Source organism: Bradyrhizobium sp. USDA 4541 (genome assembly GCF_024171085.1).
In the GTDB taxonomy this organism is placed as follows: domain Bacteria; phylum Pseudomonadota; class Alphaproteobacteria; order Rhizobiales; family Xanthobacteraceae; genus Bradyrhizobium; species Bradyrhizobium australafricanum.
In genome coordinates, this window is sequence record NZ_JALJZF010000001.1 from 7383227 (window position 1) to 7409421 (window position 26195).

A 26195-nucleotide genomic window follows, 5' to 3' on the forward strand; every position below is an offset into this window, starting at 1 on the left:
CGTCACGCGTCTCCGTTCTGCTTCTTGATCTGGTCGTCCGGCACCGCGCATCCGGACAAGAACAGTGCCGCGCAGGCCTTGGCGCGGGCCTCGATCTGCGCCCGCGACGGCGGCGGCCTGTGGCCGTACATCACGTCGCGTTGCGGCTGGAACACGAGCATGCCGAGCAGCATGCCCGCAGCAGCCTGCGCGTCGTCCACCGCGATCCTTCCCCTCCGCTGCTGTACGCCGAGCCACGCAGCGAGCGCGCCAAGCGTCCGCTGCATCGCCTTCTCGTAGAACATCTCGGCGATGTCGGGAAATTTGTCGCTGTCGGCCAGGATGATGCGCTGAAGCGCGATGACCTCGGCATCGAGGATCAGCTCGCCACAGGTCGAGAGTGCGGCCTCCAGTGCCGCCGCGATATCGCGGCCGTCGCAGGCGCCGAGATTTACGGCCGATATGAATCGGTCCATCCGGTCCGTCACCGTGCCCTCGAACAGCGCCAGCTTGGTCGGGATCAGCCGATAGAGGGTCTTGGTGGAGACGCCGGCGCGGCAGGCCACGTCGGCGATGTTGGCCGCAGCAAAGCCGCGCTCGGAGAACTCGCGCCGCGCGGCGTCATAGATCAGCGCGCGCGTCTCGTCGTCGGAACGCAGCTGCGGCCGCCCCCGGCCGCGCCGCGCCGGCGCGCCTTGCTCAGTCTGATCCTTGGCATTCCGGTTCATCCGCGAGCCATGCTTTTAAATGATGCCTGTCATTCTATTGACACTCCCAATATGGGCTCTATTTTGGAAAACATCAAGTTTCCTAATTAACCCTGCCGGCATCGGCCGAAATTAGCAAGATTTTCCAGCAGGATAGAACGGATGAGGGAGCACTGCCATGAGCCAGCATGAGACATCATTCAAGGCCGAGAGCCAGGTTCCGGCCGAGACCGCCAGGCAATTGATCGCACATCCGGAGGCCGCCAGGCCGCCCGCCGCCAAGGGCAGGCTTCGCCGCCTCCTGCTGGCCGGCGCGGCGCTCGCCGTCCTTTCGGGCGGCGCCTGGTACGGCTGGGATTACTGGACGGTCGGCCGCTTCCAGGTCTCGACCGACGACGCCTATGTGAAGGCCGATAACACGACGATCGCACCAAAAGTCTCCGGCTATCTCAGCGCGGTGCTGGTCGGTGACAATGAGCATGTGCGCGCCGGCCAGATGCTGGCGCGGATCGACGATCGCGATTTCAGGGTCGCGCTGGATCAGGCCAAGGCTGACGTCGCGGCCGCCGAAGCCGCGATCGCCAGCAAGCATGCGCAGCTCGATGTGCAGCAGTCGGTGATCGAAGCGGCACGTGCGACCCTCGCCGTCGACACCGCGACGCAGACCTTCGCCGAGCAGGAGAACAAGCGCTACACCGACCTCGCCGGCACCGGCTTCGGCAGCGTGCAGAACGCGCAGCAGGCGCAGTCGCGCTACGCCAGCGCACAGGCCGCCGTCGCCCGCGATACCGCGAACCTCGCCTCCGCGCTCCGCCAAGTGGAGCTGCTCAAGGCCGACATTGCCCAGGCGGTCGCGTCGCAGGCGCGCGCAACCGCGCTCCAGCATCAGGCCGAGTTGAACCTCGGCTACACCACCATATCAGCCCCGATCGACGGCGTGGTCGGCAACCGCACCCTGCGCACCGGCCAGTTCGTCCAGGCCGGCACGCAGCTGATGTCGCTGGTGCCCGCCACCGGCGCCTATGTGATCGCGAACTACAAGGAGACGCAGCTCACCAATGTCCGCAAGGGTCAGCCGGTCGAGATCGCCGTCGACATGTTCCCCGGACAGGTGGTGCGCGGCCATGTCGACAGTCTCGCGCCCGCCAGCGGCCAGGAATTCGCACTGCTGCCGCCCGACAATGCGACCGGCAACTTCACCAAGGTGGTGCAGCGCATCCCGGTGAAGATCGCGCTCGACGCGACGGCGGTCGAATTGCGGCCCGGCATGTCGGTCATCCCGACCATCGCAACCTTGTCGCAACCTGGCGAGGCGCCGCGCTCCGGCGCCTCTCCCAAGCTCGCTGTCGCCTCCTTCAAATAGGTGATGTCATGTCCGATCTCGCGCTCTCCTCCCCGGCTGCTGCGCCCCGCGCGGCACCCGCAGTGGTCAATCCCAACCGCGCCAGCATGGCCGTCTGGATCTCCATCGTCGCTGCCATGATCGGCGCGTTCATGGCGATCCTCAACATCCAAATCACCAACGCCTCGCTGCTCAACATTGAGGGCGGCATCGGAACCGGCGTCGACAACGGCTCCTGGATCTCGACCTCCTATCTGATCGGCGAGATCGTGGTGATCCCGCTGACCGACTATCTCAGCCGGGTGTTTTCCTTCCGCAAGATCATCATCGGCTTCGCCACCCTGTTTGCGATCTTCTCGGTCGCCTGTGCCTTCACCCACGACCTGTCCTCGATGATCGCGATGCGCGGCTTGCAGGGTTTCTTCGGCGGCGTGCTGATCCCGATGGCCTTCACGCTGGTCTTCACCAAGCTGCCGAAGGCCCAGCAGCCGGTCGGCCTTGCCATGTTCGCGCTCGCCGTGACCTTCGCCCCCGCGATCGGCCCGACCATCGGCGGCTACCTCACCGAGAATTACGGCTGGCAGACCATCTTCTTCGTCAACGTGATCCCGACCGCGGTGATGGTCATCACGCTCTGCTTCACGCTGGAACGCCAGCCGATGCAGTTGCATCTGCTGCGCGAGGGCGACTGGCTCGGCATCGCCACGATGGCGATCGGCCTGTCGTCGCTGCAGGCCGTGCTCGAGGAAGGCAACAAGAACGACTGGTTCGGCTCGCCCTTCATCGTCAAGCTCGCGGTGATCGCCGCCGTCAGCCTCACTCTGTTCGTCTGGATCGAGCTCGTCGTGGAAAAGCCGCTGATCCGGCTGCGCCTCCTGACCCAGCGCAGCTTCGGCTTCGGCACCATCTCGGCGGTGTTCGTCGGCTTCGCGTTGTTCGGCTCGGTGTACCTGCTGCCGGCCTATCTCGGCCAGGTGCAGCGCTACAACGCCGAGCAGATCGGCCAGGTGCTGGCCTGGACCGGCCTGCCGCAGCTGATCCTGATCCCGCTGGTGCCGAAGCTGATGCAACGTTTCGATCCGCGCTTCATCGCCTTCACCGGCATGATCCTGTTCGCGGTCTCCTCCTTCATGAACATCGCGATGTCGCTCGATTACTCCGGTGACCAGTTCTTCGTCCCGAACATCGTCCGTGCAATCGGCCAGGCGATCATGCTGGCCCCGCTGTCGGCGGTCAGCCTCGGCAGCGTCGCCCCGCAGGATGCCGCGGCGGCCTCCGGCATCTCCAACATGATGCGTAATCTCGGCGGCGCGATCGGCACGGCGCTGCTCGCCACCATCGTCACCAAGCGCGAGCAGTTCCACTCCAACATCATCGGCCAGTCGGTCGACCTCGGCCGCGAGGAAGTGCGCACCCGGATCGCCGAGGTGACCAATTACTTCCTCAGCCACGGCATCTCCGATCCGGCGACCGCGCATCATCAGGCGATCGTGGCGCTCGGCAATATCGTGAAGCGCCAGGCCCTGGTGCTTGGTTTCAGCGACACCTTTGCCGTGATCGGCATCGTGCTGGTGTTCGCCGCGATTGCGATCCTCTTGACCGGCAAGCCGAAGAACGCCGCCGGCGGCGGCGCGGCGCATTGATCTGTCGGGCGGCGGCCGCGGGCCGTCGCCCTCCCCTTTTACTTGTCAGCTTGCCTCGCGCAGCTTGAAGCGCTGGATCTTCCCGGTCTGGGTCTTCGGCAGCGCCTCGACGAAGGCGATCGCGCGGGGATATTTGTACGGCGCGATCGTCGCCTTGACGTGATCCTGTAGCAGCTTGACCTCGACCTCGTCGCAGCGCGCGCCCTGCTTCAGCACGATGAACGCCGAGACGATCTGCCCCCGCTCCTCGTCAGGTGCGCCGATCACGGCGCACTCCGCGACATCGGGATGGCCGAGCAGCGCGGCCTCCACCTCGGGACCGGCGATGTTGTAGCCCGCCGAGATGATCATGTCGTCGGCCCGTGCCACGAAGGACAGCCGGCCGTTCTCGTCCCTGACGAAGGCATCGCCGGTGATGTTCCAGCCGTCGCGGACATATTTGGTCTGCCGGGAGTCGGCGAGATAGCGGCAGCCGGTCGGACCGCGAACCGCCAGCTTGCCGACCTGGCCCGCCGGCAGCTCGTTCATGTCTTCGTCGACGATCTTCGCCTCGTAGCCGGTGACAGGCGTGCCCGTGGTGCCGCCGACGGCGCTGCCGGTGCGGTTGGTGATGAAGATGTGCAGCAGTTCAGTGCTGCCGATGCCGTCGAGGATCGGCTTGCCGGTCTTCCTGGTCCAGCTCTCGAACACCGGCGCCGGCAGCGTCTCGCCGGCCGAGACGGCGAGCCGCAGCGACGACAGATCGGCGCCCTTGTCCATCGCGGCCATCATCGCCCGATAGGCGGTCGGCGCGGTGAAGCAGATCGTCGCCTTGTAGGTTTCGATGATCCGGATCATCTCGCTCGGCGCCGCATTCTCCAGCAGCGTCGCGGTGGCGCCGAAGCGCAGCGGGAAGATCGCGAGCCCGCCGAGGCCGAATGTAAACGCAAGCGGCGGCGAGCCGACGAACACGTCGTCGGGCGTCACCTTGAGCACCTCGTTCGCATAACCGTCGGCAACGATCAGGAGATCGCGGTGGAAGTGCATGGTTGCCTTGGGCTCGCCCGTCGTGCCCGACGTGAAGCCCAGCAACGCGACGTCGTCGCGGCCGGTCTTCACCGCATCGAACTTGACCGGCTTGTTCAGCGCGATCCGGTCGAGCTCGGCGTCGTGGTTCTGCGTGCCGTCGAAATTGACGACCTGCTTGAGGAATTTGCTGGTCTTGGCGCAGGCCACCAGTTCATCCGCGATGCGGCTGTCGGTCAGTGCCAGCGAGATCTCGGCCTTGTCGACGATCTTGGCCAGTTCGCCGGCGCGCAGCATCGGCATGGTGTTGACGACGACGGCACCGGCCTTGGTCGCCGCGAGCCAGGCCGCGACCAGCGCCGGGTTGTTGCCCGAGCGGATCAGCACGCGATTGCCGGGCTTGACGCCGTAATTCTCCACCAGCGCGTGCGCCAGGCGGTTCGACCAATCGGTCAATTCCTTGTAGGTGCGCTGACGGCCATTGCCGATCAACGCGATGCGATCGCCCATCCCCTGCTCGACGATGCGGTCGGTCAGTTCGACCGCGGCGTTGAGATAATCGGGATATTGAAACTCCGGCCGGTCGAGCAGCAGTTGCGGCCATTGCGCTGATGGCGGCAGGTTGCGCCGCGCGAAATCGTCGACATGCCCGGATGGGCCGAGCCCGGGAAATTCACCTGACATTCGATTGCCCCTCGCTTTCCATCCAGAAAGGCCAAGACCAACGTCGAGAAGAACAAGGACGCCCGGCAGCGTTCCAATCGCCAATCATTTTATACTTAAAACAATTCGGCGCAAGGGTGGAAATCGCGCGGCAAACGCCGGCCGATCCTTCAAGAAGCTCAGATTTGCGTAAGCTGCTTCAGCCGCGCGACCATCGCCGAGCCCGGGTCGGCGAGCGGCGCGATCGCGGTGAAATGATTGGCGTCCGGCACAACGCCGAACCGCGTTGCGACGCCCGCTTTGCCCCAGACATCGACGATGGTCCGGCTCTGCCGGTGATATTCCGCGCTCTCGGCGCCGCCGACGACGGCATCGAGCGTCGCGCCCGCAGGCGGCGTCCAGGACAGTGGGCTCGCCGCCCGTGCTGCGGCGCGGTCGAGGCCAAGCGCCTTGTTGATGGAGGTGCCGACCAATGGCTCAAGCTCGAACAGGCCGGAGATCGCGTAAGCAGCCCTGACCAGGTCCTTCGGCAGCGACGCATCACAGGCCGGCCAATCGGTCGCGAGCATGCATGCGGCAAGATGTCCGCCTGCGGAGTGTCCCGACACGACCAGCGGCCGGCCGAGCTTGGCCAGTTCGCGGCACGCCGCACGCATCTCGCCGATGATGTCGCCGACCGTGACACTGGGGCAAAGATCGTAGCTCGGCACCGCGACGCTGATGCCGTGGCCGTTGAGCCCTCGCGCGCAGTGGCTCGATGACGAGCCGTCGAGCGCCTGCCAGTAGCCGCCATGGATGAAGACCACGAGCGGCCCGCCACGATCGCCCTCGAACAGGTCGATGACGTTGCGGCTGCCCGGACCATAGGTCAGCCGCCGCGGCGGATGCTGCTCGCGATAGGCCGCGGAGTCCCTCGCCCAGCCGGCCATCAGCGCCGGATTTTCTGGCACCCGCGCCCGGTTGTTGTATTCGACCTCGTAATCGACCTCGCTCACGGCTTAAGCGCTCCTCGCCTTGGCGGAGCGCTGCGCCGAGCCCTTGGCCTTGGCGAGCAGCCGCATCAGTTCGCGGATATCCTTCGGCGAGAGATCGCCGAAGATATCGGCGATCCACTTCTCGTGCTCGGCGGCCATCTTGCGGAATTCGGCGCGACCGAGTTTTGTGAGCCGGATGAACTGCACGCGGCGGTCCGTCTCCGAGGTGCGGCGGTCGAGATGGCCCGATTCAACCAGGCGCTCGACCAGCCCGGTGACGTTGCCGTTGGATACCATCATCCGCTTCGACAGGTCCGACAGCGTCATGCCGTCGGACACCTTGTCGAGCTGGGCCATCAGGTCGAAGCGCGGCAGCGTGACGTCGAACTTCTCGCGCAGCCGGCTGCGCACCTCGCCTTCGATCAGCGTGGTGCAGGTCAGGAGGCGCAGCCACAGCCTGAGCTCGGTGCCGTGATCGTCGGGCAGTTCGACGGCTTTGGTTTCGGAATCGAGGATCATGCGGCGATCGTGCCTCCGCGGCGGGTTCCGGTCGGACCAATTGCTTTGAGCTTCAAGCAATTCGCGGCGCCCCGCAAGGACAATTGCGAATCGTGCCTGATCCGTCTGGGCAATCCTGCAATTTCTTTAAACTTCAAGCAATTGGCGCGGCGCTTGCATGGGGTGCGCCTGCATGATGCGCGACGATCGCCCTGACGCGATGCCACATCGCTTGCAGCGGTTGCGCGCGTCAGACTAAGCTGAGGCCAATTGGGCTGAAGCCGAAAACATCAAGGCAGTGGTCGGGGGAGAGACATGAAACAATTGACGAAGCTCGCGGGATTGGCGGCGCTGCTGGGTGTCGCCGTCACCCCGGCGGCCGCGCAGGAGAAGATCAAGATTGGCGTGCTGGTCACAACGTCGGGCCCGGCCGCGGCGCTCGGCCAACAGGTCCGCGACGGCTTTGCGCTCGCGATCAAGGACCTCGGCGGCAAGATGGCCGGCCGCGATGTCGAGATCGTCAACGCCGACGACGAACTGAAGCCCGACGGCGCGGTGGTCAAGGTGCGCGGCCTGCTCGAGCGCGACAAGGTCGATTTCGTGGTCGGCCCGATCTTCTCCAACATCCTGCAGGCGATCCACCGCCCGGTCACCGACAGCAAGACCTTCCTGATCAGCCCGAACGCAGGCCCCTCCAGCTATGCCGGCAAGGAGTGCAACCCGTTCTTCTATGTGACGTCGTACCAGAATGACCAAGTGCACGAGATCCTCGGCAAGGTGGCGCAGGACCGCGGCTACAAGCGCGTCTATCTGCTGGTGCCGAACTATCAGGCCGGCCGCGACTCCGTCGCCGGCTTCAAGCTCGACTACAAGGGCGAAATCGTCGAGGAATCCTACACGCCGCTGAACACGCTGGATTTCCAGCCCGAATTGTCCAAGATCGCCGCGCTGAAGCCGGACGCGCTGTTCACCTTCATGCCGGGCGGCATGGGCGTCAATCTCGTGAAGCAGTACAAGCAGGCCGGCGCCACGGTGCCGGTGCTCTCCGCTTTCACCGTCGACGAATCCACCCTGCCCGCGCAGCAGGACGCAGCGGTCGGCATGTTCGGCGGGGCGAATTGGGCGCCCAACCTCGACAATCCGCAAAGCAAGAAGTTCGTCGCGGCTTATGAAGCCGCCTACAACGGCGTGCCCGGCACCTATGCCATGCAGGCCTATGACGCAGCGTTGTTGATCGACAGCGCGGTGAAAGCCGTGAAGGGCGATCTCTCCAACAAGGACGCCGTCGCGGCTGCGCTGAAGAAGGCCGACTTCACCTCGCTGCGCGGTAACTTCAAGTTCAGCAACAACGGCTATCCGATCCAGGATTTCTACCTCACCAAGGTCGCGAAGCGTCCGGACGGCAAATTCCAGACCGAGATCGTCGAGAAGGTGTTCTCGAATTATGGCGACCGCTACGCCAAGGACTGCGCGGCAAAGTAAGGCACTCAAGGCGTTTTCGAGCGAAGTGGGTACCGGTTCGCGTGAAGAAAACGCGTCAAACGGAAACATGGAGGAAGCATGAGCATGAAAGACGAGATCGCCGGCATCACCCGCGCCAATGAGGGCATCCAGGGCATTTCCTGGAGCATCCTCGGCCAGACCTACGTGCCGAAGAGCCGCACCGAGCATTCATTCTCCTGGCACGCCACCTTCCCGCCGGGCACCTTCGTTCCTCCGCATATCCACCCCGACCAGGACGAGTACCTCTACATCCTCGAGGGCAAGCTCGACTTCATGCTCGACGGCGCCGACGAATCCGCAACTCCGGGCGATCTGGTGCGCCTGCCGATGGGCAAGCCGCACGGCATCTTCAACAAGTCGCAGCAGCCGGCCAAGACGCTGTTCTGGGTGTCGCCGACGCGCAGGCTCTACGACCTGTTCTGGGCGATCCACAACATGAAGGAGCAGAACCCGGATGACGTGGTGCGGCTCGCCGCCGAGCACAACATCCACTTCCTGCCGCCGCCTCCGGCGTAGCTTATTCCGTCATTGCGAGCGAAGCGAAGCAATCCATATTTCCGCGATCGCGGAACGATGGATTGCTTCGTCGCTTTGCTCCTCGCAATGACGGTGTGGAGATGGCCTGCCGGACGTCTCCTCCTGCAAAGGACTTACTGCCGCGCCACCACGCGCGCGGCAAAGCCGGCCTTGGCGGCATAGCCGCGCACGATCGCCTCGCGCGCCTCGTAATTGAGGATGGTGTCGACGTCGGTAAAGCCCTGCGGCGCGAGCTGCTCGACGGCGTCGATCACCCCCTCCGGCCCGCCGCGGCGGTTGGAGGCGACGATGTCGGCGGTCATCGGCAGCCGCTGCCGCTCATAGGCCGCCAGCGCCTGGCGCGGGTGCTCCGATCGCGCCAGCATGTCGGCTAGGCTGCGCGCATCGAGAATGGCTTGAGAGGCGCCGTTCGAGCCGACCGGGTACATCGGATGCGCGGCGTCGCCGAGCAGCGTGACCCGGCCACTCGACCAATACGGCAAGGGATCGCGGTCGCAGCACGGATACTCCCAGAATTCCGGCGTCGCGCTGATCAGTCCGGTGAAGTCGACCTGCGGGATCGTGAAACCAGTGACATAGGGCATCATCTCGTCGCGCCGGCCGAGATTGGACCAGCCCTCGCGGCGCGGCGGCGGCGAGGTGCCGTCGCCGATCCGCACCAGCACCGCCCAGTTGGTGAGGCGGCTTGCCGGGCTCGAGCCCGGCGCGATCGGATAGATCACGGCCTTGGCGTTCAGGCCGCCGGCGATGATCATCGAGCGCCCGGTCAGGAAGGCCGGCCAGTCGGTCGCGCCGCGCCACAGCATCAGGCCGTTCCAGCACGGCCCGCCCTCGTCCGGAAACAGCGTCTGCCGCACTTTCGAATGGATGCCGTCGGCGCCAATCAGGATGTCGCCGCGCGCGGTATGCACATGGGCGCCGCTGCGATCGAAGAAATAGGCCGAGACGCCGCCCTCATCCTGGGTGAAGGAGCCGAGCCGGCAGCCGGTGTGGATCGCATCCGCGCCGAGCCGATCGATCACGGCCTGATGGATCACGCTTTGCAGACGGCCGCGATGGATCGAGAATTGCGGCACGTCGTGGCCGGCATCGAGCCCGCGCTTCTCGTGCCAGACCTGCTGGCCATGTCGCGTCAGATAGAACAGCTCATAGGTGCGGATCGCCACCTCGTCGAGCTTGTCGAGCAAACCAAGCCCCGCCAGCTCGCGGATCGCATGGGGCAATGTGTTGATGCCGACGCCGAGCTCGCGGATCGTCTCGGACTGCTCGTACAGCTCGCAAGCGATGCCGCGCGAGCGCAGCATCAGCGCAGTGGTGAGGCCTCCGATTCCGCCTCCGACGATAATCGCCTTCATCGTCCTCACCTCCACTCACAACAGGACGCTTTTACGCTTTGGGCTAAGGTCGCATGGCCCGTTGCCCGCCCGCAAGCGGCTTTGTCGCCCTGGTCGCGGGCCTGCCGGTGCCGATTGGGCTTAGGCTTAACATTGCTTCAGCGCATTCCCTTCCATCTCCGTCACCCTGAGGAGCGCGGAACGCGCGTCTCGAAGGGTCGACGGCCACCAGCCGGGCCGTGCATCCTTCGAGACGCGCTGCGCGCTCCTCAGGATGACGGCTCACGGTTAATCCGGCACCACCGCAATCGCCTGGATTTCCACCTTGGCGCGGTCCTCGATCAGGCCGGCAACCTGGATCGCGGTCATCGCCGGAAAGCGCCGGCCGATGATGTCGCGATAGACCGTGCCGATCTCCTTCAGCCGCGCTGAATATTCCTTGCGGTCGAGCAAGTACCAAGTCATCGACACGATGTGCTCGGGCCCGGCCCCGCCGGCGGCGGCGACCGCGACGATGTTGCGCAAGGTCTGGCCGATCTGCGCCACGAGATCGTCGGTCTCGAACACGCATTGTCCGTTCCAGCCGATCTGGCCCGCGATGAAGAGCTGTTTGCCGCGCGCGGCCATGCCGTTGGCGTAGCCGATCGGCTTGGCCCATCCTTGGGGTTGCAGGATCTCGATCATCTCAATTGCCCTCGAAGGCCGGTTTCTGCTTGGCGGCGAACGCCTCGAAGGCGCGGCGGAAATCGCCGGTGACCATGCAGATCGCCTGCGCCTGCGCTTCCGACTCGATCATCTCGTCGACGCCCATCGCCCATTCCTGGTTGAACATCGTTTTCGTCACGCCATGCGCGAACCACGGCCCATCCGCGAGCGAGCGCGCCAATTCATGCGCAGCACCGGCGAGTTCCGCCGGCGGCACCAGACGGTTGTGGAAGCCCCACGCAAACCCTTCCTCGGCGCTCATCGCACGCCCGGTGTAGAGCAGGTCGGCCGCATGGCCCTGCCCGATCACGCGGGGCAGCAACCCGCATGCGCCCATATCGGCGCCGGCAAGGCCGACGCGGGTGAACAGGAACGCGGTCTTGGCCTGCGGCGTCGCCAGCCGCAAATCGGACGCCAGCGCCAGCATCGCCCCGGCCCCGGCGCAAATGCCGTCGATCGCTGCGACGATGATCTGCGGGCATTTGCGCATCGCCCGCACGACCTCGCCGGTCATCCGCGTGAAGGCCAGCAGGTCCGGCATCGCCATCCGCGTCAACGGCTCGATGATCTCGAACACATCGCCGCCGGAGCAGAAATTACCCTCGGCGCCGGTCAGCACGATGGCGCGGACATCGGCGGCGTATTTGAGATTGGTGAAGAGATCGCGCAGCTCCTCATAGGACTCGAAAGTCAGCGGGTTCTTCTTGTCCGGCCGGTTCAGCGTGATGGTCGCGACACGGCCGCTCGCATCGACCTGCCAGCGGAAGTGCTTGGCGGGATAATCCTTGAACGGCCGGAGCTTTGCTTTCATCTCGGACATGACGTGTTCCTTCACCCGGTAAAGACTTCGCCGCCGGCGACCGCGACGGCTTGTCCGTTGATTGACGATGCAGTCTCGGAGGCAAGCCAGAGGATGGCGTCGGCGACCTCCTCCGGCGTCACCAGCCGCTGCATCGGATTGACTTTTGCCAACGCTGCGCGCGCTTCCTGTTCGCTGCGGCCGGTCTTGGCGACGATGTTCGCGGCGGCATCCGCCACCAGCGGTGTATCGGTGTAGCCGGGACAGACCGCATTCACGGTGACGCCGCGCCGTGCATATTCCAGCGCCAGCGAGCGCGTCAGGCCGATGACGCCGTGCTTGGCCGCGACATAGGCGGAGACGTAGGCGTAGCCGGTGAGACCCGCGGTCGAGGCGACGTTGATCACGCGCCCGCGGCCGCGTTGCGCCATGCCGGGCAACACGGCATGCGTCACCAGGAACACGCTGGAGAGGTTGCTCGCCAGCATGTCGGCCCACAGCGCCGCGCCGGTCTTGTCGAACGGCGCGCTCGCGGCCTTGCCGGCATTGTTGACGAGAATATCGATCGGCCCTGCCTCAGCCTCGATCTGCGCGACACCCTTGCTCACCGCAGCTTCATCCGTCACGTCGATCGAAACCACGGCGCCGGCCTGCTTGTCGAGCGATGCCGCCGTCGCCTTCAGCGCGTCGATCCGCCGTCCGGCGATGCTGACGCGCACGCCGGCATTTGCCAGCGCGATCGCCGTCGCGGCGCCGATGCCGGAACCGGCACCGGTCACCAGCGCATGTGCGTTGGGCCAGAACCTCATCATGCCTTCGCTCCCGCAGCCGCGCGTTCGAGATTGGCCTCGTATTGCGACTTGCCCGACAGATACTGCTTCGGCCACGCGACCTGCTTGACGCCGATCTTCGCAGCCTCATGCAGCGTCCAGGCCGGATCGGCGAGATGCGGCCGCGCGATGGCACAGAGATCGGCGCGGCCGGCGGCGATGATCGAGTTGGCGTGATCCGCCTCCGAGATCGCGCCGACCGCGATGGTCGCGATGCCGACCTCGTTGCGGATCTTGTCGGCGAACGGCGTCTGGTAGAGCCGGCCATAGATCGGATGGTCGTCGGCCCAGACCTGCCCCGAGGAGCAGTCGATCAGGTCGGCTCCCGCCTCCTTGAACAGCTTTGCGAAGACCAGCGCATCCTCGGGCGTGTTGCCGCCCTCGGCCCAGTCGTGACACGACAGGCGGACCGACATCGGCTTGTCCTCCGGCCACACCGCGCGGACGGCGCGGAACACCTCCAGCGGATAACGCGCGCGGTTCTCGATCGATCCGCCGTAGTCGTCGGTGCGGCGGTTAGTCAGCGGAGAGAGGAAGCTCGACAGCAGATAGCCGTGCGCGCAGTGCAGCTCCAGGATATCGAAGCCGGCGGCCGCAGCGCGCCTGGCTGCGGCGACGAACTGCTCGCGCACCTCGTCCATCTCGGCGCGGCTCATCGGCTCCGGAATCTGGCCGTCGGGCAGATAAGGCACTGACGAAGCCGACACCAGCGGCCAGTTGTGGTCCGGCAGCGCTTCGTCCATGCCTTCCCAGGCGACGCGCGTTGAGCCCTTGCGGCCGGCATGGCCGAGCTGGATGCCGATCCTGGCTTGCGAATTCTGATGCACGAAGTCGACGATGCGCTTGTAGGCCGCCGCCTGCGCGTCGTTCCAGAGGCCGCAGCAGCCGGGCGTGATCCGCGCTTCCGGCGACACGCAGGTCATCTCCGTAAACAGAAGGCCGGCACCGCCGAGCGCGCGGGAGCCGAAATGCACCAGATGGAAGTCGGTCGGCACGCCCTCCTCCGCCGAATACATCGCCATCGGCGAGACGATGATGCGGTTATGAAGCGACAGGCCGCGGATCTGGAATGGCGTCAGCATCGGCGGCGTGACGCGGTCGTTGGTCGCGGCCACGCCGCTGCGCTCCGCGAACCAGCGCTCATAGCCCTCGAGCCATGTCTTGTCGCGCAGCCGCAGGTTCTCGTGGCTGATGCGCTGCGAGCGGGTCAGCAGCGAATACATGAACTGCTCCGGCTCCAGCGTGTCGGCATAGCGCGAGCCGACCACTTCGAACCATTCCATCGCGTTGCGCGCGGCGTTCTGGATCCGTGCCACGTCGACCCGGCGCAGCTCCTCGTAAGCCTTGAGCACCGCGGGAATGCTGTCGCGCGTCGCGCCGTGGATCTTGAACTGGTTGGTCAGCTCGATCGCATCCTCCAGCGCGAGCTTGGTTCCCGAACCGATCGCGAAATGCGCGGTGTGGGCGGCATCGCCCATCAGCACGACATGGCTGTTGCCGTTGAACGCGGTCCATTTGCCGCAGATCAGCCTGGGAAACGACAGCCAGGCCGAGCCGCGCAGGTGCCGCGCATTCGAGACCAGATGATGCCCCTCGAGGATTTCCGCGAACACATTCTCGCAGAACGCGATGGAGTCGCCCTGCTCCATCTTGTCGAGACCGTGGGCGAGATAGGCCTCCTCGGTGGTCTCGACGATGAAGGTCGCCGCGCCCTCCTCGAACTTGTAGATGTGCGCCTGGAACCAGCCATGCTCGGTCTTGCGGAAGTCGAAGGTGAAGGCGTCGAACGGACGGTTGGTGCCGAGCCAGATGTAGCGGTTCGGCCGCATCAGCATGTCGGGTTGGAACGTCTCGGCATATTTGACGCGCACCTTCGAATTGACGCCGTCGCATGCCACGACGAGATCGGCGTCGGGGAATTCGAGATCGGAATTCACCTCGCGCTCGAAGATCAGCTCGACGCCGAGTTCCTCGGCGCGCGCCTGCAGGATGTTGAGCAGCCGCTTGCGGCCAATGCCGACGAAGCCGTGGCCGGTGGTGCGCATGCGCCGGCCCTTGATCAGGACCTCGATGTCGTCCCAATGGTTGAAGGCCTGCTCGATCGTGTCAGCGGTGACCGGATCCCATTTGCGCATGTTGTCCATGGTCGCATCCGAGAACACCACGCCGAAGCCGAAGGTGTCGTAGGGCCGGTTGCGCTCGACCACCGAAATGACGTGCGCGGGATCCAGCATCTTCATCAGGATGCCGAAATAAAGCCCGGCCGGCCCGCCTCCAATGCAAACGATACGCATGGCGTTCTCCCGTTGGCTTCGGCGGCGCGGGCACGGACGAGGCGCGTTCCCCTGGAGCCGATACGGGATATTATTTTATACTTAAAATAATTGTCAAGGGAGTTGGCACCCCACCCAACGCTGTCGTGCCGGCGCAGGCCGGGACCCATACGCTGCAGCAGAAATTGTCGGCGGGACTCGTCGTTCCAGCGACGTACAACAATGACGATCTGTAGTTATGGGTCCCGGCCTGCGCCGGGACGACACTGAACTTGTTGCCGCTGATTTGCCCGTCGAAGGCGTGGCAAGACGGCGGATTGCGCTGCGCTAATCCGCCCTACGCCGATCCCAGGCCGCGCAGCGCGCCGTCAATGCACCGCGGCGTACAGGATCTTGTCCTGCGTCGCGTCCGCCGCGTCGAACTCGGCGACGATGCGGCCGGTGCGCGCGACCAGGATGCGGTCGGACACCGCGAGGATCTCCGGCAGGTAGGACGAGATCACCACCACCGCCTTGCCCTCGTCGGCGAGGCGGCGGATTTCGCCGTGGATGTGCGGGATGGTGCCGACGTCGACGCCGCGCGTCGGCTCGTCGAAGATGATGATCGAGGGGTCCTGCACCAGCGTCTTGGCCAGCACCACCTTCTGCTGGTTGCCGCCGGACAGCTCGATGATCCTGGCCTTGCGCTGCAATGCGCTGATCTTCAGCCGATCGACCCAGTAGCTGGCGAGCTTGCTGCGCCGGGCGCGCGACAGCAGGAAGCTCCAGCCCTTTCCGGTGGCGAGGCTGCCGATATAGACGTTGTCGTCGACCACCATGGTCTCGAAGAAGCCGTTGGCCTTGCGGTCCTCGGTGATGTAGGCGATGCCGTCATTGATCGCCTGCCGCGGCACGCGGTAGCGGATCGGCTTGCCGCGCAGCCGGATGGTGCCGCCATTGACCAGATTGCGCTTCAGTGCGCCGTAGATGATCTTGGCGATCTCGGTGCGGCCGGAGCCGATCAGGCCGGCGATGCCGACCACCTCGCCGGCATAGACCGAGAACGACATGTTCTTGACCGCCATGCCCATGGTGACGTTCTCGACCGTCAGCACCTTCTCGCGGCGTTGATGGGTTTTCGCCTTGCCGCCATAGACCGCCTGCGCCACCTCGCGGCCGACCATGTGCTGCACCAGCGCATCGCGCGTCAGCTGCCTGGCCGGCGCCGTGATCACCAGCTTGCCGTCGCGCAGCACGGTGATGCGGTCGGCGATCTGCAGCGACTCCTCCAGCGCATGCGAGATGTAGATGATCGAGACGCCGCGGGCGCGCAGGTCGCGCACCAGATGGAAGAAGTGGACGATCTCCTCCGGCGTCAGCGATGCGGTCGGTTCGTCGAAGATGATGATGCGCGCCTTGTTGTAGATCGCGCGCGCGATCTCCACCATCTGCTTCTTGGCGGTGCCGAGCAGCGCCACCGGCGTCGCCGGATCGACGTGGAAGTTGAGCGACTGCAACAGCTGCTGGGCCTGGATGTTCAGGGTGCGGAACCGGGTCAGCAGCTTTTCGTTGCCGAGCTCGATGTTCTGCGCGGCGGTCATGGTCGGCACCAGGCTGGTCTCCTGATAGACCATGCAGATGCCGGCATTGAGCGCGTCGCGCGGCTGCTCGAAACCGGTCGGCTTGCCGTCGAGCAGATAGTCGCCGGAGGTGAGCTGGATCGCGCCCGCGATCGCCTTGCACAGCGTCGATTTGCCGGCGCCGTTCTCGCCGACCAGCGCATGCACCTCACCGGGATAGAGGTCGAAATTGACGCCCTCGATGGCGTGGACGCCGCCATAGATCTTCGAGCCGTTGGTGATCCGCAGCACCGGCTCGCGGACTGCGGAGGTCTCTGCCGTCTTGGCGCCGGGGGTCGCCTGCATCACACCGTCATTCATCGCAGCTCTCCCGTATGGCGCAGCAGGCGTCCGGCGCCGCGCGCCGCGATCACGACGCCCGATGGCGTGGCGCAGGCGGCGGTGACGCCGTGGAAGCGGCCGCCGGCGCGGCTGTGCAGGCCGTCGGTCGCATCGCCCTCGGCATCGAGATGCACCAGCAGACCATAGGAGCGCGGCGGCGCCCACGGCTTCTGGATGCCGAGCGCCTTGACGCTGCCGATCTGCATCGGCTCGAGGCAATCGCTGCCGCCGGCGAGCGCCGGCGCGACCCAGTAATCCGGCGGCATCGTCGCCATCATCTCCTCGCGGAAATCGTCTTCCTTGAGCACGAACTCGATCAGATGGGTGCGGCGGGCGAAGATGCCGAGCAGCATGCCGCCGTGGCCGTCCGGATGCAGCCGCGCCGGATAGCCCGGCATGTTGCCGGCGACGGTCTCGCGCGGACCAAGCCCGTTGCCGCCGAGCGCGAACCGGCTGAGGCGATGCGCCCAGCTTTCGGTGAGCCACAGGCTGCTGCCGTCGGCCGAAACACTCACGCCATAGGGATAGGGCAGATCGCGCAGCAGCACCTGCGGATTGTCGAGCCCGGCGCCGCAGCTGACGAGCCGGCCATTGGCGCGCTTCTCCATCAAATCGTGCCGCCATTCGCCTGGACGGCGACCGCTACTGCCTTCGACGGCATAGATGCGGCCATCGGGCGCCGCCGTCACCGACAGCAGCCCTGTGAGCGCGCTGCCGCCGGCAGCCTCCAGCCAGCGCGGATCGGGCTTTGCCGGATCGATCGCGGCAAGGCCCCTGCCCGCGACGCAGACCAGCAGGCGGCCGTCCGGATGCAACGCGAGCCCGCCGGCATCATCCTCGAACTCGGCGACGACCGTACGTGTCGACAAGTCATTGCCGCCGAGCTTCAGCACCCGGCGTCCGGCCGAGACATAGACCGCGCCGTCGCCGGCGGCGATCACGTCGTCGACGCCGGGCAACGGCTCGCCGATCGGGGTGGCGCTGTCGAGCCGGTCGTTCGGGCTCAGCGCACCGTCGAGCGGCGGGATCGCGTTCTGGCCGCCGTCGCGGTCGATGACGCTGCGGATGTCGCGCAGCAGATGATCGAAAAATCCCATTACGTCGTCACCCTGCTTTTCGCGCCCCAATAGGCATCGTAGCCGGTCCAGCTGTCGTCGACGCCCTCGAGCTTGATGCGGCCAATCCGGTTGTTCTCGAGCCCGCCGAGATAGAGATAGCCCTGGTGCTCGCGCATCGACGTCAACGTCGAATGCGAGATGCCGGTCGGGTCCCACCAGGATTCCAGCGCCTCGCCCTGCTCGTTGAATTTCAGCACGCAGCCATGGTTGAGCGCCGGCGCCAGCCACTCGTCGGTTGGCACCTGCTTAACCATGCGCAGGCGGAAGCCGGGCTTTCGCGCCGCAAGGTCGAATGTCGGCGTGCGGATGCCGACCAGCGCCAGCCAGTAGGTGCCGTCGGAAGCGCGGTTGATGTTGTCCGGGTTGCCCGGCAGCTCGTCCATCAGCACCTCGGTCTTGCCCTTGTTCGGCCCGTCGATCCAGTGCCGGAACACCTTGCACAGCGAGGTCGACGCGATCAGGATCGACTTGCCGTCATGCGAGACGCAGATCCCGTTCGGGAAATAGAAGTGGTTGATCACCGTGCGCGTGGTCCTGGTCGCCGGGTCGTAGCAGACCACGCGGCCGTTCGGCCGGCCCTCGAGGATGTCGAGGGTGTTGGTGGTCATCTCGTAGCGCGTGGTGCAATCGCTGAAATAGATCTTGCCGTCGGGCGCGATGTCGAGGTCGTCGGCCATGCGCAGGCGGGAATCGTCATTCAGCTTGTACCAGGTGCGATTGGTCTCGTCGGTGACCTTGAAGATGCGGCCGTCGGGGGCGACGCCGTAGACGCCCATGCCGGCGACGGCGACGATCAAATTCTCATCGCGATCGAACTGCATGCCGAGCGGCCGGCCGCCGATATGGGCGAACACCTCGCGGGTCTCGAAATTCGGCCCGGAGAAACGGATTACATTGCCGTCGCGGGTCGAGCCGTAGAGCCGGCCCTGGCGGTCGAGGATGACGTCCTCGGGCCCCTCGACCTGGTCGACGCCGATCGCCTGCGCGTTGATCAGCCGGTCGTTCTGCGCGTAGGGCGAGGCCGCGCCGGGCTGCACCGCAGGCGCCGAGGCGAGCGGCACGAAGGCCGGATTGACATAGATCTTCTGGATCGCCTTGCCGCGGTTCTTCGACCATTTGACGTCGATGCCGACGGCCGCGAGCAGGATCATGCCGGTCACCGCCGAAGTGACATAGCCCGGGATGCCCATTCGCACGAGGCCGTTGATCAAAAGAAAGATGATCAGCGCGCCGATCATCGCCCGCCACACCGTGCCCTTGCCGCCGGCCAGCGACACGCCGCCGAGCACCACGGCGGTGAGCGCCTGGAATTCCCATCCCACGCCCGTGGTGGAATCCGTCGAGGCCTGGCGCGCGGCGTAGAAGATGCCGCTCGCCGCACACAGCGTGCCCGACAGCACATAGGTCATGAACAGCATCAGGCGGACGCGGATGCCGGCATGACGCGCCGCCTTGCGGCTGGCGCCGATCGCGGTGAGATGCCAGCCATAGCGCGAGCGCGACAGGAAGATGTGGCAGATCAGCAGCACCACGAACAGCGTCGCCGCATTGACGGGAATGCCGAGCACGCTGCCGCCGCCGATGAAATCCCAGGCATCGCTCTCGACCGAATTGGTCGCGAACACCTGGGCGTAGCTGGTGTTAAGCAGATTGACCGAAGCGCGCAGGATGATCAGCGTCACCAGCGTGGTCAGGAACGGCCGCGTCTTCAGGAAGCCGATCAGAAAGCCGTTGATGCTGCCGAGCAGCGCACCGACCAGCAGCGTCGCCGGCACCGCGAGGCCGACCGGCCATTCGCGCACCAGCAGGAAATACAGCGCCGCGAAATTGCACAGCGCGAAGATCGCGCCGACCGACAGGTCGATGCCGCCGGTGACGAGGCAGAAACCCATCGCGAGCGCGACGAAACCGAATTCGGCAAACAACCGCAGCAGCGACACCGAGTTCTGCACCGAGGCGTAGTCGGGAATGGTGAGCGCGAAATAGGCCCACAGCCCGATCATCACGGTGAACGGAACGACCGGCTCGAACCACTGTTTCAGCAACAGCTCCGACAGCAGGAGCCGGGGTGAGAACCGCCGCACCGATGCGGAAAAGGAATCAACTGCCATCGACATCGCCAAAGCACTCCCTGATCCGGTTTCAACGTTTCCGGATTCTGACCCGTGATACAGCCGGCGCGGGAATGCCCCCCGCGCCGGCTGTCTCGCGCCTTGTTAGTTTTTCTTGGGTAGCGCGAAGCAGGTGCCGCCGAGCGAGGCGTTGGTCTTATCGATCCAGATCGGCCGCGTGTAATAGGACAGGTTTTTGGTGCCGGGCTTGTCGCCGGACATCAGCAGCGTCTCGGCTGCGAACATCAGATCGTGACCCTGCTCGGTCGCCTTGTAGCTCAGGAATTTGCTGAAATTCCCGGAGTTGACCTGGTCGCAATCGAGCTGCGAGCCCTCGCCCGAGGCGAACACCTTTACATCGTCGATCTTGCCGGCATTGCGGATCGCCTGCGCGGCGCCCGACTCCATGATGCCCCAGAAGCCGATCGAGGCGCAGAGATCGGGGTGCTGCTGGATCACGGTGGCGGTGATGTTGAGCGCGGTGTTGGCGTCCCAGTTCGCGGCCTGGTTCGACACCACCTTGATGTTGGGATCCTTGTTCAGGACCTCCATGATGGCGCCGACCTGGTCGACGCTGGCCGCCGCGGTCAGTTCGCCCTGCACGATCTGCACCTTGCCCGACTTGCCGGAACCGGTGCCGCAGGCCTTGACCGCCTCGTTGGCGAGCATCCTGCCGATCTCGCGCCAGTCGACGCCGACAAAGGCGCCGGACTTGTAGTTCGAGGCCATGTTGACCTGGATCACATGCGTACCCTGGCTTTCGGCGCGCTTCAGGTCCTTCATCAACAGCGTCACGCTCGGATTCTGCACGATCAGGACGTCGGGCTTCTGGTCGACCAGCGCGGTCAGCGCCTGCTGCATGGCCGACGGGTTGTTGTTGGGGTCGCGCACGATGTATTTCATGCCGCGCCACTCCGCCTCTTCCTGCACGACGCGGCCCCATTCGTCGGACAGCGGCACGCCGAGTGCGATCGGCAGATAGGCGACGGTCTTGCCCTGCAGCGACTTGTCGTACGCTGCGCGCAGCTCGCGCCCGGCCTTGGTACCTTCATCCTGCGCCGACGCCGCGAACGGCATCGCGGCAAGCGCCACCCCGGCGAGCAGGATCGTCCAGAACTTGGTCGTCTTCATCGTCTCCTCCACACAAAATTCTTTTGATTGATTTGGAATCGCTTTGATTGGCGCGAGGGACGCGCCCAGTCTTCATGTCCTAGTCCCCTTGCCGCGCGGTCTCCTCGTCGCGGGGGTGCAGCCAGTTGTCGAGCACGATGGCGGCCAGCAGCACCACGCCCTTGATGATGTTCTGCACCTCGCTGTTGACGTCCATGATGGTGAAGGCGTTGAGCAGCGTGCCGATCAGGATGCAGCCGACCACGACGCTGAACACGCTGCCGCGGCCGCCGATCAGGCTGATGCCGCCGATCACGACGACGAGCACGACGTCGAAGATCATGGTGCCCTGGGTGATCGCCATCTGCATGCTGCCCGTGGTGCCGACCCAGACCAGGCCCGCAATCCAGGCGAGCAGCGCAACCAGCACGTGCTCGAGCACGATCAGCGGCCGCAGCGCGACGCCGGTCAGCCGCGCGGCCTCCGGATTGTCGCCCTGCGAATAGATGAAGCGGCCGATCGAGGTGCGCGACAGGAACAAATGCATTGCGATTGCACAGGCCGCGAACACCAGGATCGGAACCGGGATGCCGAACAGCCGTCCGGCGCCGAGATACATCAGGCCCGGCGCATCCTTCGGCGCATAGACCACCCAGGCCGGCGCGATCCAGAAGGCGAGGCCATAGATCACGAAACCGGCAGCCAGCGTCACGAACAGCGCCGGCGCCTCGACGAAGGCGACCATCACGCCGTTGACGACGCCGATCAGCACCGCGACCGCCAGCGCTAGCAGCACTGCCGTGAAAACAGGCATGCCGTTCTGCATGTAGATCAGCGCGATCGCCCAGGAACCCGCCATGATCGCGACCTCGGAGAGGTCGATGCCGCGGCTGATCACGATCAGACCCATGCCGAGGCCGAGCACGCCGAGGATGGAAATACTCCGCAACAAATTCAGGAGATTGGAGACGGTGGCGAAGCCGTTCAGCGTCAGGCCGAACACGATCAGGAGCGCGATGGTGATCAGGAGCACGATCTGCTCCTGGCTCGGTTTCGCAAACATTGCGCCCAGGCGAGATGATGCCGCAGGGACAGCAACGCCGCGCGATGGCGATTGCACGCTCATCGTTTCCTCCAGGTATTATTTTGCTTGAGACTTTAAGAGTGCCGATTAGTATTCGTCAAATGCATTCGGCGGATACGGATTGATCATTTCCATGCATGTACGCGACGTCGATCTGAACCTGTTCGTCGTGTTCGACGCGATCTATTCCGAGGGCGGCGTCAGCCGCGCCTGCTTCCGCCTCAACCTGACGCAGCCCGCGGTAAGCCATGCGCTGAGCCGGCTGCGCGCGATGTTCAACGATCCGCTGTTCGTGCGCCGCAACCACGTGATGACGCCGACCCCGCTGGCCCGGCAGATCATCACCACGGTGCGCCAGGCGCTCAACGGCCTCGAGACGACGCTGACCCACACCCACCGGTTCGATCCGGCGCAGACGCCGAAGCGGTTCGTGATCGGGCTGCGCAACAATCTCGAGGCACCGATGCTGAGCGCGCTGATCAACCGCATCAGCACGGTGGCGCCGCTGGTCGAGATCGCCACCGTGCGCAGCGAGCGCAACAATCTCGAGCGCGAGCTTGCCGCCGGCACCCTCGACGTCGCGATCGATACGCTGTTGCCTCTGTCGGCGGAGGTGCGGCGCGAGCAGATCCTGACGGAGCATATCGCGGTGTTCGCGCGGCGCGGCCATCCCGAGCTCGGCACCCGGCTCGACAAGAAGGCTTATTTGCGCATGGAGCATGTCTGCGTGACGTCGCGGCGCAGCGGCCTGTCATTCGAGGATTTTCAGCTCCAGCGCCTCGGCCTGACCCGCACTGTTCGCCTGACCTGTCAGAATTTCGCAACCGCCTGCCACGTCGTGAGCCGCAGCAACATGCTGCTGACCGCCTCGGAGAGCGCCGCCTCCGTGCTGGAAGATCCCGGGCTGCTGCAGTGCTTCCCCTGCCCGTTTCCGATCAGTCCGCACGTCAATTATCTCTACTGGCACGCCACCGCCGAGGACGACACCACCAATCAATGGCTGCGCGAGCAGTTGCGCGCCGCCGCGGCGCTGCTGGCCGGCAGCCGCTTCAGCAAGAAGAATCGCCGCGCAGTGAAAGCGCGCCCCAAGGTCGGCATTCTGCTTCCGGCCAGCCTCGCCGCCGAATAGCCGCGTCCGCCCGGTATTATGGCGCAAACGCCACAAGCCTACCGAAACTCCGGTTCCTAGATTCCGGGAGGGTACCGTGAGCTAGGAGAAGCGCCGTGTGGCGGCGCGCGGCTTCGGCCGCAACGCTCTTAAGTCTTTTGATTGTATGCCGGAGCGGCGTCGGCGACAAAGTAGCCGTGCGTATTGGGATTATCGCCCCTCCGCCAGCAAATGCCGCTTTCACGGCAGACCTGTATGAAATCGAGATAGACCAAATTGCAATAGAACCAGAGGGTTTTGCCGCCTTTGCGCAATGGGTCCGAAAACTCGCCGCTGGCGATGAATTCAAATTCGTTAACTTGCATTCCGTTTGGCCGCCGAGGCTGTTCAGATACCGGGTGGAACCATGAAGCTGAAACGTGGATCGTTTACGGCGATCTTCTTCCTTGCATGCGTCGCGGCACTAGAGCTTGAGCAGGTAGTGCTGGAGGAGATTTGACCGCAATAACCGGCAACTTAGTGCCTTGAGGCGTTTTCAGATCGTTCCGTGATCGGGGAGAAACATATTGCTGGCGCTCGCACGAAATAGAGCGCAGCTTTGTCTCTATCACCGCACGGCCTTTCGGCATCTATCGGTGACGAGATCGCTGTCAGTCACCGCGCTCCCGCCTCGCCCCAAGCAAAGCAAGTGGAGCGCGCAATGCCTGAACTGCCACGTTTCGAATCCCATTCTGTCCCGGCACGCATTTGCCTTGGCATTGCAGCTTTCAGTACTGCCGTGCTCGTCCTCATAACCCTTGTGGCGTTTGCGCCATAATACCGCGTCGGCCCACCACGCGGATCGGGTCCGAGCCGTCCCAGGTCGCGGCCACGGTCCTGATCTTCTCGAAGAACCGCCCCTTCGATCCCGAGATGTCTGAGATCTCGATCACGGTGCCGGCATGGCCGGCGGTGTCGAAATAGGCGAAGCGTCCCCTGGGGCCGCCGATCTGGCCTTCATGACCGACCGTGAAGCCTGCCGCGACGGCGCGGTCATAGAGCAACTGGTAGTCCGTGCTCCAGTACGACATGTGCTGCAGGCCCTCGCCGTGGCGCGCCAGAAAATCCAGATACATCGACGGCGCGTCGTTGCGCTGTTGGATCAGCTCGATCTGCAGATCGCCGGAATTGGCCAGCGCGATCGACATCTCGACCGCGGAGTCCACGCCGCGATAGCGGAACCAATCGACCTCGACCGAGGGGATCAGGAAGAATGGCCCGACCCGCAGTGTCTCGGTCCAGAACTTCAGCGCCGCATCGATGTCGCGAACGACGTAGCCGTTCTGACAGACCTTGCCGAACAATGCGCTCATGCGCCCTCCCCGCCGCTCACAAACCGCTGAGCCCGCTGTCGACCGCGAGCGTCTGCGCGGTGACATAGACGCTTTCATCCGACATGAAGAACAGCACGGCATAGGCGATCTCCCACGCCGTCGCCTGACGGCCGAACGGGATATGCCCCTTGCCGCGCGACGGCCGGCCCGCGCCGGCCTCGCGGCCGTTCGGGGTGTCGACCAGCCCGGGATAGACCAGATTGGCGCGGATGCCGCGCCGCGCGCCCGTGTGTGCGATGTTGCGCATCAGGCCGCCGAGCGCGGCCTTGGAGGAATCATAGACCGCCATCTGCGATCCCGCCTTCAGCGCCGCGATCGAGGAAATGAACACGATCGAGCCGCCGTCTTCGAATTTCGGCAAGGCCGCGCGGCAGCACAGCATCGGGCCGCGGACATTGACGTCGTAGATCCTGTTCCATTCCTCCGCGCTGACATTGTCGAGCCCGGTCTTGCCGAAGGTACCGATGTTCAGCACCATGCCGTCGAGCCCGCCCATCGTGCGATGCGCCTCGTCGATCATCCTGATGACGTCGGCTTCCTTGGTGACATCGGCGGCGATCGCGAAAGCGCGGCCGCCGTCAGCAGCGATGCGCGCAACCGTGTCCTCGGCCGAGGCGCGGTTGAGGTCGGCGACCGCGACATGCGCGCCCTCGCGTGCGAACAGCAGGCTCATGGCGCGGCCGTTGCCGATCGGATCGGTGGCGGCATCGAACACCCGCTGGCCGCCGCCGACCACGAGGATGCGGCGGCCGTTGAGCCGCCCCCTGCCCGGCGCGGTGCCGGCCGATTCCGCGCTGAGCGGACTGACATAGCGCTCCGGCTTCGTGTCTTTATTGGCCTCTTGCGAAATCTCCGACATCTCGTCAATCCCGCTTCTTGCCGCCTTCGAACACGGCCATGCCGGCGGCCGGATCGAGATCGGTCTCGGTCGCCTCGGTCAGCCGCGCCATCATCATGTAGAAGCCGAGCGCGACGATCGTCTCGACGATCTCCTGATCGCTGAAATGCTCGCGCACCGTGGCAAAGGCCGCATCGCCGACGCGGACCTTCTCGACCACCTCGCGGCCGAAGCGAAGCAGCGCACGCTCGGCTGCGTTGAGTGCAGCATCGTCGTATTCGCCGCGCTCGACGGCATCGATCTGCGCCTGGGTGACGCCGACACCGAGCGCGATCGGCACATGTTGCCGCCATTCATAGGCGCCGCCCTCGAGCTGCGCGGCCTGCAGGATCAAGAGCTCGCGGTTGACCGCCGACAGCTTCTGCTTGTGCAGGATCGAATTGGCGAGCCGCATCGCCGGGATCATATTGGCCTCGGCATGGGCCATCATGCGGAAGATGTTGAGCTTGACCGGCATGCGGTCGAATGAGGCGCGGATCTCTCCGCTCGTCGTCTCCGGATCAATCAGGGGCAGCCTTGCCACGCGTGTCTCTCCCTTTTTGCTTGTTCGTTGTTCTTGCTGTCGGTACTCCCAGCTAATGCGCCGGGCCGACCGAGATCAAGCCGCCCGCGCGACATTGACCGAATTGCGGGGTTCTGCCATGCGGTTCCGCGCTTGAAT

The 26195-nt window shown here is 65.0% G+C and carries 24 protein-coding genes; 6 read left to right on the top strand and 18 right to left on the bottom strand.

Annotation, left to right across the window (positions count from 1 at the left end):
- Positions 1-2: 2 nt before the first annotated feature.
- Positions 3-707, bottom strand: a complete 705-nt coding sequence (locus J2R80_RS35660) for a TetR/AcrR family transcriptional regulator (RefSeq protein WP_253640241.1) — start codon at positions 705-707, stop codon at positions 3-5.
- A gap of 157 nt (positions 708-864) precedes the next feature.
- Between J2R80_RS35660 and J2R80_RS35665 the strand changes: the two genes are divergently transcribed.
- Both J2R80_RS35665 and J2R80_RS35670 read left to right on the top strand, forming a co-directional pair.
- Complete coding sequence (locus J2R80_RS35665) at positions 865-2049, top strand: HlyD family secretion protein (RefSeq protein ID WP_168857120.1); 1185 nt, start codon at positions 865-867, stop codon at positions 2047-2049.
- Between the two features lie 8 nt (positions 2050-2057).
- On the top strand, positions 2058-3671 hold the full coding sequence (locus tag J2R80_RS35670; RefSeq protein WP_375162621.1) for a DHA2 family efflux MFS transporter permease subunit: 1614 nt from the start codon (positions 2058-2060) through the stop codon (positions 3669-3671).
- 45 nt (positions 3672-3716) lie between these two features.
- Here J2R80_RS35670 and J2R80_RS35675 read toward each other — a convergent pair whose 3' ends face one another.
- From J2R80_RS35675 to J2R80_RS35685, 3 genes are all read right to left on the bottom strand, one after another.
- The gene (locus J2R80_RS35675; RefSeq protein ID WP_057015865.1) at positions 3717-5360 is read right to left on the bottom strand and encodes a benzoate-CoA ligase family protein; all 1644 of its coding nucleotides are present in this window, start codon (positions 5358-5360) and stop codon (positions 3717-3719) included.
- 158 nt (positions 5361-5518) lie between these two features.
- Positions 5519-6334, bottom strand: coding sequence for an alpha/beta hydrolase (locus J2R80_RS35680; RefSeq protein WP_253640242.1), 816 nt, complete (start codon positions 6332-6334; stop codon positions 5519-5521).
- A 3-nt stretch (positions 6335-6337) separates the two neighbouring features.
- Positions 6338-6832, bottom strand: coding sequence for a MarR family winged helix-turn-helix transcriptional regulator (locus J2R80_RS35685; RefSeq protein WP_016845834.1), 495 nt, complete (start codon positions 6830-6832; stop codon positions 6338-6340).
- 294 nt (positions 6833-7126) lie between these two features.
- Between J2R80_RS35685 and J2R80_RS35690 the strand changes: the two genes are divergently transcribed.
- Positions 7127-8293, top strand: coding sequence for an ABC transporter substrate-binding protein (locus J2R80_RS35690; RefSeq protein WP_057015863.1), 1167 nt, complete (start codon positions 7127-7129; stop codon positions 8291-8293).
- 84 nt (positions 8294-8377) lie between these two features.
- Positions 8378-8830: a cupin domain-containing protein gene (locus J2R80_RS35695; RefSeq protein ID WP_026192554.1), complete on the top strand. Its 453-nt coding sequence runs from the start codon at positions 8378-8380 to the stop codon at positions 8828-8830.
- A gap of 134 nt (positions 8831-8964) precedes the next feature.
- Here the strand turns inward: J2R80_RS35695 and J2R80_RS35700 are convergent, their stop codons facing one another.
- From J2R80_RS35700 to J2R80_RS35745, 10 genes are all read right to left on the bottom strand, one after another.
- On the bottom strand, positions 8965-10206 hold the full coding sequence (locus tag J2R80_RS35700; protein ID WP_253640243.1) for a flavin-dependent oxidoreductase: 1242 nt from the start codon (positions 10204-10206) through the stop codon (positions 8965-8967).
- A 267-nt stretch (positions 10207-10473) separates the two neighbouring features.
- Positions 10474-10869, bottom strand: coding sequence for a RidA family protein (locus J2R80_RS35705; protein WP_038382134.1), 396 nt, complete (start codon positions 10867-10869; stop codon positions 10474-10476).
- Position 10870: 1 nt separating this feature from the next.
- Positions 10871-11710, bottom strand: coding sequence for an enoyl-CoA hydratase family protein (locus J2R80_RS35710; protein ID WP_194295415.1), 840 nt, complete (start codon positions 11708-11710; stop codon positions 10871-10873).
- Positions 11711-11721: 11 nt separating this feature from the next.
- Positions 11722-12501: an SDR family NAD(P)-dependent oxidoreductase gene (locus J2R80_RS35715; RefSeq protein WP_253640244.1), complete on the bottom strand. Its 780-nt coding sequence runs from the start codon at positions 12499-12501 to the stop codon at positions 11722-11724.
- Entirely contained in the window at positions 12498-14813 is a 2316-nt protein-coding gene (locus tag J2R80_RS35720; RefSeq protein WP_253640245.1) for a bifunctional salicylyl-CoA 5-hydroxylase/oxidoreductase, read from the bottom strand. The genes J2R80_RS35715 and J2R80_RS35720 overlap by 4 nt, the downstream gene beginning before the upstream one ends.
- Before the next feature lie 347 nt (positions 14814-15160).
- The gene (locus J2R80_RS35725) at positions 15161-16696 is read right to left on the bottom strand and encodes a sugar ABC transporter ATP-binding protein (protein ID WP_076833429.1); all 1536 of its coding nucleotides are present in this window, start codon (positions 16694-16696) and stop codon (positions 15161-15163) included.
- 11 nt (positions 16697-16707) lie between these two features.
- Entirely contained in the window at positions 16708-17829 is a 1122-nt protein-coding gene (locus J2R80_RS35730) for an SMP-30/gluconolactonase/LRE family protein (protein ID WP_141340875.1), read from the bottom strand.
- The gene (locus J2R80_RS35735) at positions 17829-19961 is read right to left on the bottom strand and encodes an SMP-30/gluconolactonase/LRE family protein (RefSeq protein WP_309143786.1); all 2133 of its coding nucleotides are present in this window, start codon (positions 19959-19961) and stop codon (positions 17829-17831) included. The genes J2R80_RS35730 and J2R80_RS35735 overlap by 1 nt, the downstream gene beginning before the upstream one ends.
- Before the next feature lie 105 nt (positions 19962-20066).
- Positions 20067-21092: a sugar ABC transporter substrate-binding protein gene (locus J2R80_RS35740; RefSeq protein WP_076833596.1), complete on the bottom strand. Its 1026-nt coding sequence runs from the start codon at positions 21090-21092 to the stop codon at positions 20067-20069.
- Between the two features lie 79 nt (positions 21093-21171).
- Positions 21172-22104, bottom strand: a complete 933-nt coding sequence (locus tag J2R80_RS35745) for an ABC transporter permease (protein ID WP_229191388.1) — start codon at positions 22102-22104, stop codon at positions 21172-21174.
- A 184-nt stretch (positions 22105-22288) separates the two neighbouring features.
- Between J2R80_RS35745 and J2R80_RS35750 the strand changes: the two genes are divergently transcribed.
- Positions 22289-23284, top strand: coding sequence for a LysR family transcriptional regulator (locus J2R80_RS35750; protein WP_253640246.1), 996 nt, complete (start codon positions 22289-22291; stop codon positions 23282-23284).
- A 128-nt stretch (positions 23285-23412) separates the two neighbouring features.
- Here J2R80_RS35750 and J2R80_RS35755 read toward each other — a convergent pair whose 3' ends face one another.
- The gene (locus J2R80_RS35755; protein WP_253640247.1) at positions 23413-23628 is read right to left on the bottom strand and encodes a hypothetical protein; all 216 of its coding nucleotides are present in this window, start codon (positions 23626-23628) and stop codon (positions 23413-23415) included.
- A 41-nt stretch (positions 23629-23669) separates the two neighbouring features.
- On the opposite strand from J2R80_RS35755, the gene J2R80_RS35760 reads away from it, so the two are divergent.
- Positions 23670-23762, top strand: coding sequence for a DUF6471 domain-containing protein (locus J2R80_RS35760; protein ID WP_229159983.1), 93 nt, complete (start codon positions 23670-23672; stop codon positions 23760-23762).
- Positions 23763-24051: 289 nt separating this feature from the next.
- On the opposite strand, the gene J2R80_RS35765 is transcribed toward J2R80_RS35760, so the two are convergent.
- The 3 genes from J2R80_RS35765 to J2R80_RS35775 are packed head-to-tail and all read right to left on the bottom strand — an operon-like array spanning position 24052 to position 26057.
- On the bottom strand, positions 24052-24615 hold the full coding sequence (locus J2R80_RS35765) for a VOC family protein (RefSeq protein WP_253640248.1): 564 nt from the start codon (positions 24613-24615) through the stop codon (positions 24052-24054).
- A 16-nt stretch (positions 24616-24631) separates the two neighbouring features.
- Positions 24632-25495 carry an SDR family NAD(P)-dependent oxidoreductase gene (locus J2R80_RS35770; protein WP_057020286.1) on the bottom strand — a complete coding sequence of 288 codons (864 nt, stop codon included), beginning with the start codon at positions 25493-25495 and terminating at the stop codon, positions 24632-24634.
- A 4-nt stretch (positions 25496-25499) separates the two neighbouring features.
- Positions 25500-26057 carry a carboxymuconolactone decarboxylase family protein gene (locus tag J2R80_RS35775; protein WP_057020285.1) on the bottom strand — a complete coding sequence of 186 codons (558 nt, stop codon included), beginning with the start codon at positions 26055-26057 and terminating at the stop codon, positions 25500-25502.
- Positions 26058-26195 lie beyond the last annotated feature (138 nt).

Excerpts from the sequence above, each read along its gene's own strand:
- J2R80_RS35660 (WP_253640241.1), bottom strand. The coding sequence starts at position 707 with ATGAACCGGAATGCCAAGGATCAGACTGAGCAAGGCGCGCCGGCGCGG.
- J2R80_RS35665 (WP_168857120.1), top strand. The coding sequence starts at position 865 with ATGAGCCAGCATGAGACATCATTCAAGGCCGAGAGCCAGGTTCCGGCC.
- J2R80_RS35670 (WP_375162621.1), top strand. The coding sequence starts at position 2,058 with ATGTCCGATCTCGCGCTCTCCTCCCCGGCTGCTGCGCCCCGCGCGGCA.
- J2R80_RS35675 (WP_057015865.1), bottom strand. The coding sequence starts at position 5,360 with ATGTCAGGTGAATTTCCCGGGCTCGGCCCATCCGGGCATGTCGACGAT.
- J2R80_RS35685 (WP_016845834.1), bottom strand. The coding sequence starts at position 6,832 with ATGATCCTCGATTCCGAAACCAAAGCCGTCGAACTGCCCGACGATCAC.
- J2R80_RS35690 (WP_057015863.1), top strand. The coding sequence starts at position 7,127 with ATGAAACAATTGACGAAGCTCGCGGGATTGGCGGCGCTGCTGGGTGTC.
- J2R80_RS35695 (WP_026192554.1), top strand. The coding sequence starts at position 8,378 with ATGAAAGACGAGATCGCCGGCATCACCCGCGCCAATGAGGGCATCCAG.
- J2R80_RS35700 (WP_253640243.1), bottom strand. The coding sequence starts at position 10,206 with ATGAAGGCGATTATCGTCGGAGGCGGAATCGGAGGCCTCACCACTGCG.
- J2R80_RS35705 (WP_038382134.1), bottom strand. The coding sequence starts at position 10,869 with ATGATCGAGATCCTGCAACCCCAAGGATGGGCCAAGCCGATCGGCTAC.
- J2R80_RS35710 (WP_194295415.1), bottom strand. The coding sequence starts at position 11,710 with ATGTCCGAGATGAAAGCAAAGCTCCGGCCGTTCAAGGATTATCCCGCC.
- J2R80_RS35715 (WP_253640244.1), bottom strand. The coding sequence starts at position 12,501 with ATGATGAGGTTCTGGCCCAACGCACATGCGCTGGTGACCGGTGCCGGT.
- J2R80_RS35720 (WP_253640245.1), bottom strand. The coding sequence starts at position 14,813 with ATGCGTATCGTTTGCATTGGAGGCGGGCCGGCCGGGCTTTATTTCGGC.
- J2R80_RS35725 (WP_076833429.1), bottom strand. The coding sequence starts at position 16,696 with ATGCAGGCGACCCCCGGCGCCAAGACGGCAGAGACCTCCGCAGTCCGC.
- J2R80_RS35730 (WP_141340875.1), bottom strand. The coding sequence starts at position 17,829 with ATGGGATTTTTCGATCATCTGCTGCGCGACATCCGCAGCGTCATCGAC.
- J2R80_RS35735 (WP_309143786.1), bottom strand. The coding sequence starts at position 19,961 with ATGGCAGTTGATTCCTTTTCCGCATCGGTGCGGCGGTTCTCACCCCGG.
- J2R80_RS35740 (WP_076833596.1), bottom strand. The coding sequence starts at position 21,092 with ATGAAGACGACCAAGTTCTGGACGATCCTGCTCGCCGGGGTGGCGCTT.
- J2R80_RS35750 (WP_253640246.1), top strand. The coding sequence starts at position 22,289 with ATGCATGTACGCGACGTCGATCTGAACCTGTTCGTCGTGTTCGACGCG.
- J2R80_RS35755 (WP_253640247.1), bottom strand. The coding sequence starts at position 23,628 with ATGCAAGTTAACGAATTTGAATTCATCGCCAGCGGCGAGTTTTCGGAC.
- J2R80_RS35760 (WP_229159983.1), top strand. The coding sequence starts at position 23,670 with ATGAAGCTGAAACGTGGATCGTTTACGGCGATCTTCTTCCTTGCATGC.
- J2R80_RS35765 (WP_253640248.1), bottom strand. The coding sequence starts at position 24,615 with ATGAGCGCATTGTTCGGCAAGGTCTGTCAGAACGGCTACGTCGTTCGC.
- J2R80_RS35770 (WP_057020286.1), bottom strand. The coding sequence starts at position 25,495 with ATGTCGGAGATTTCGCAAGAGGCCAATAAAGACACGAAGCCGGAGCGC.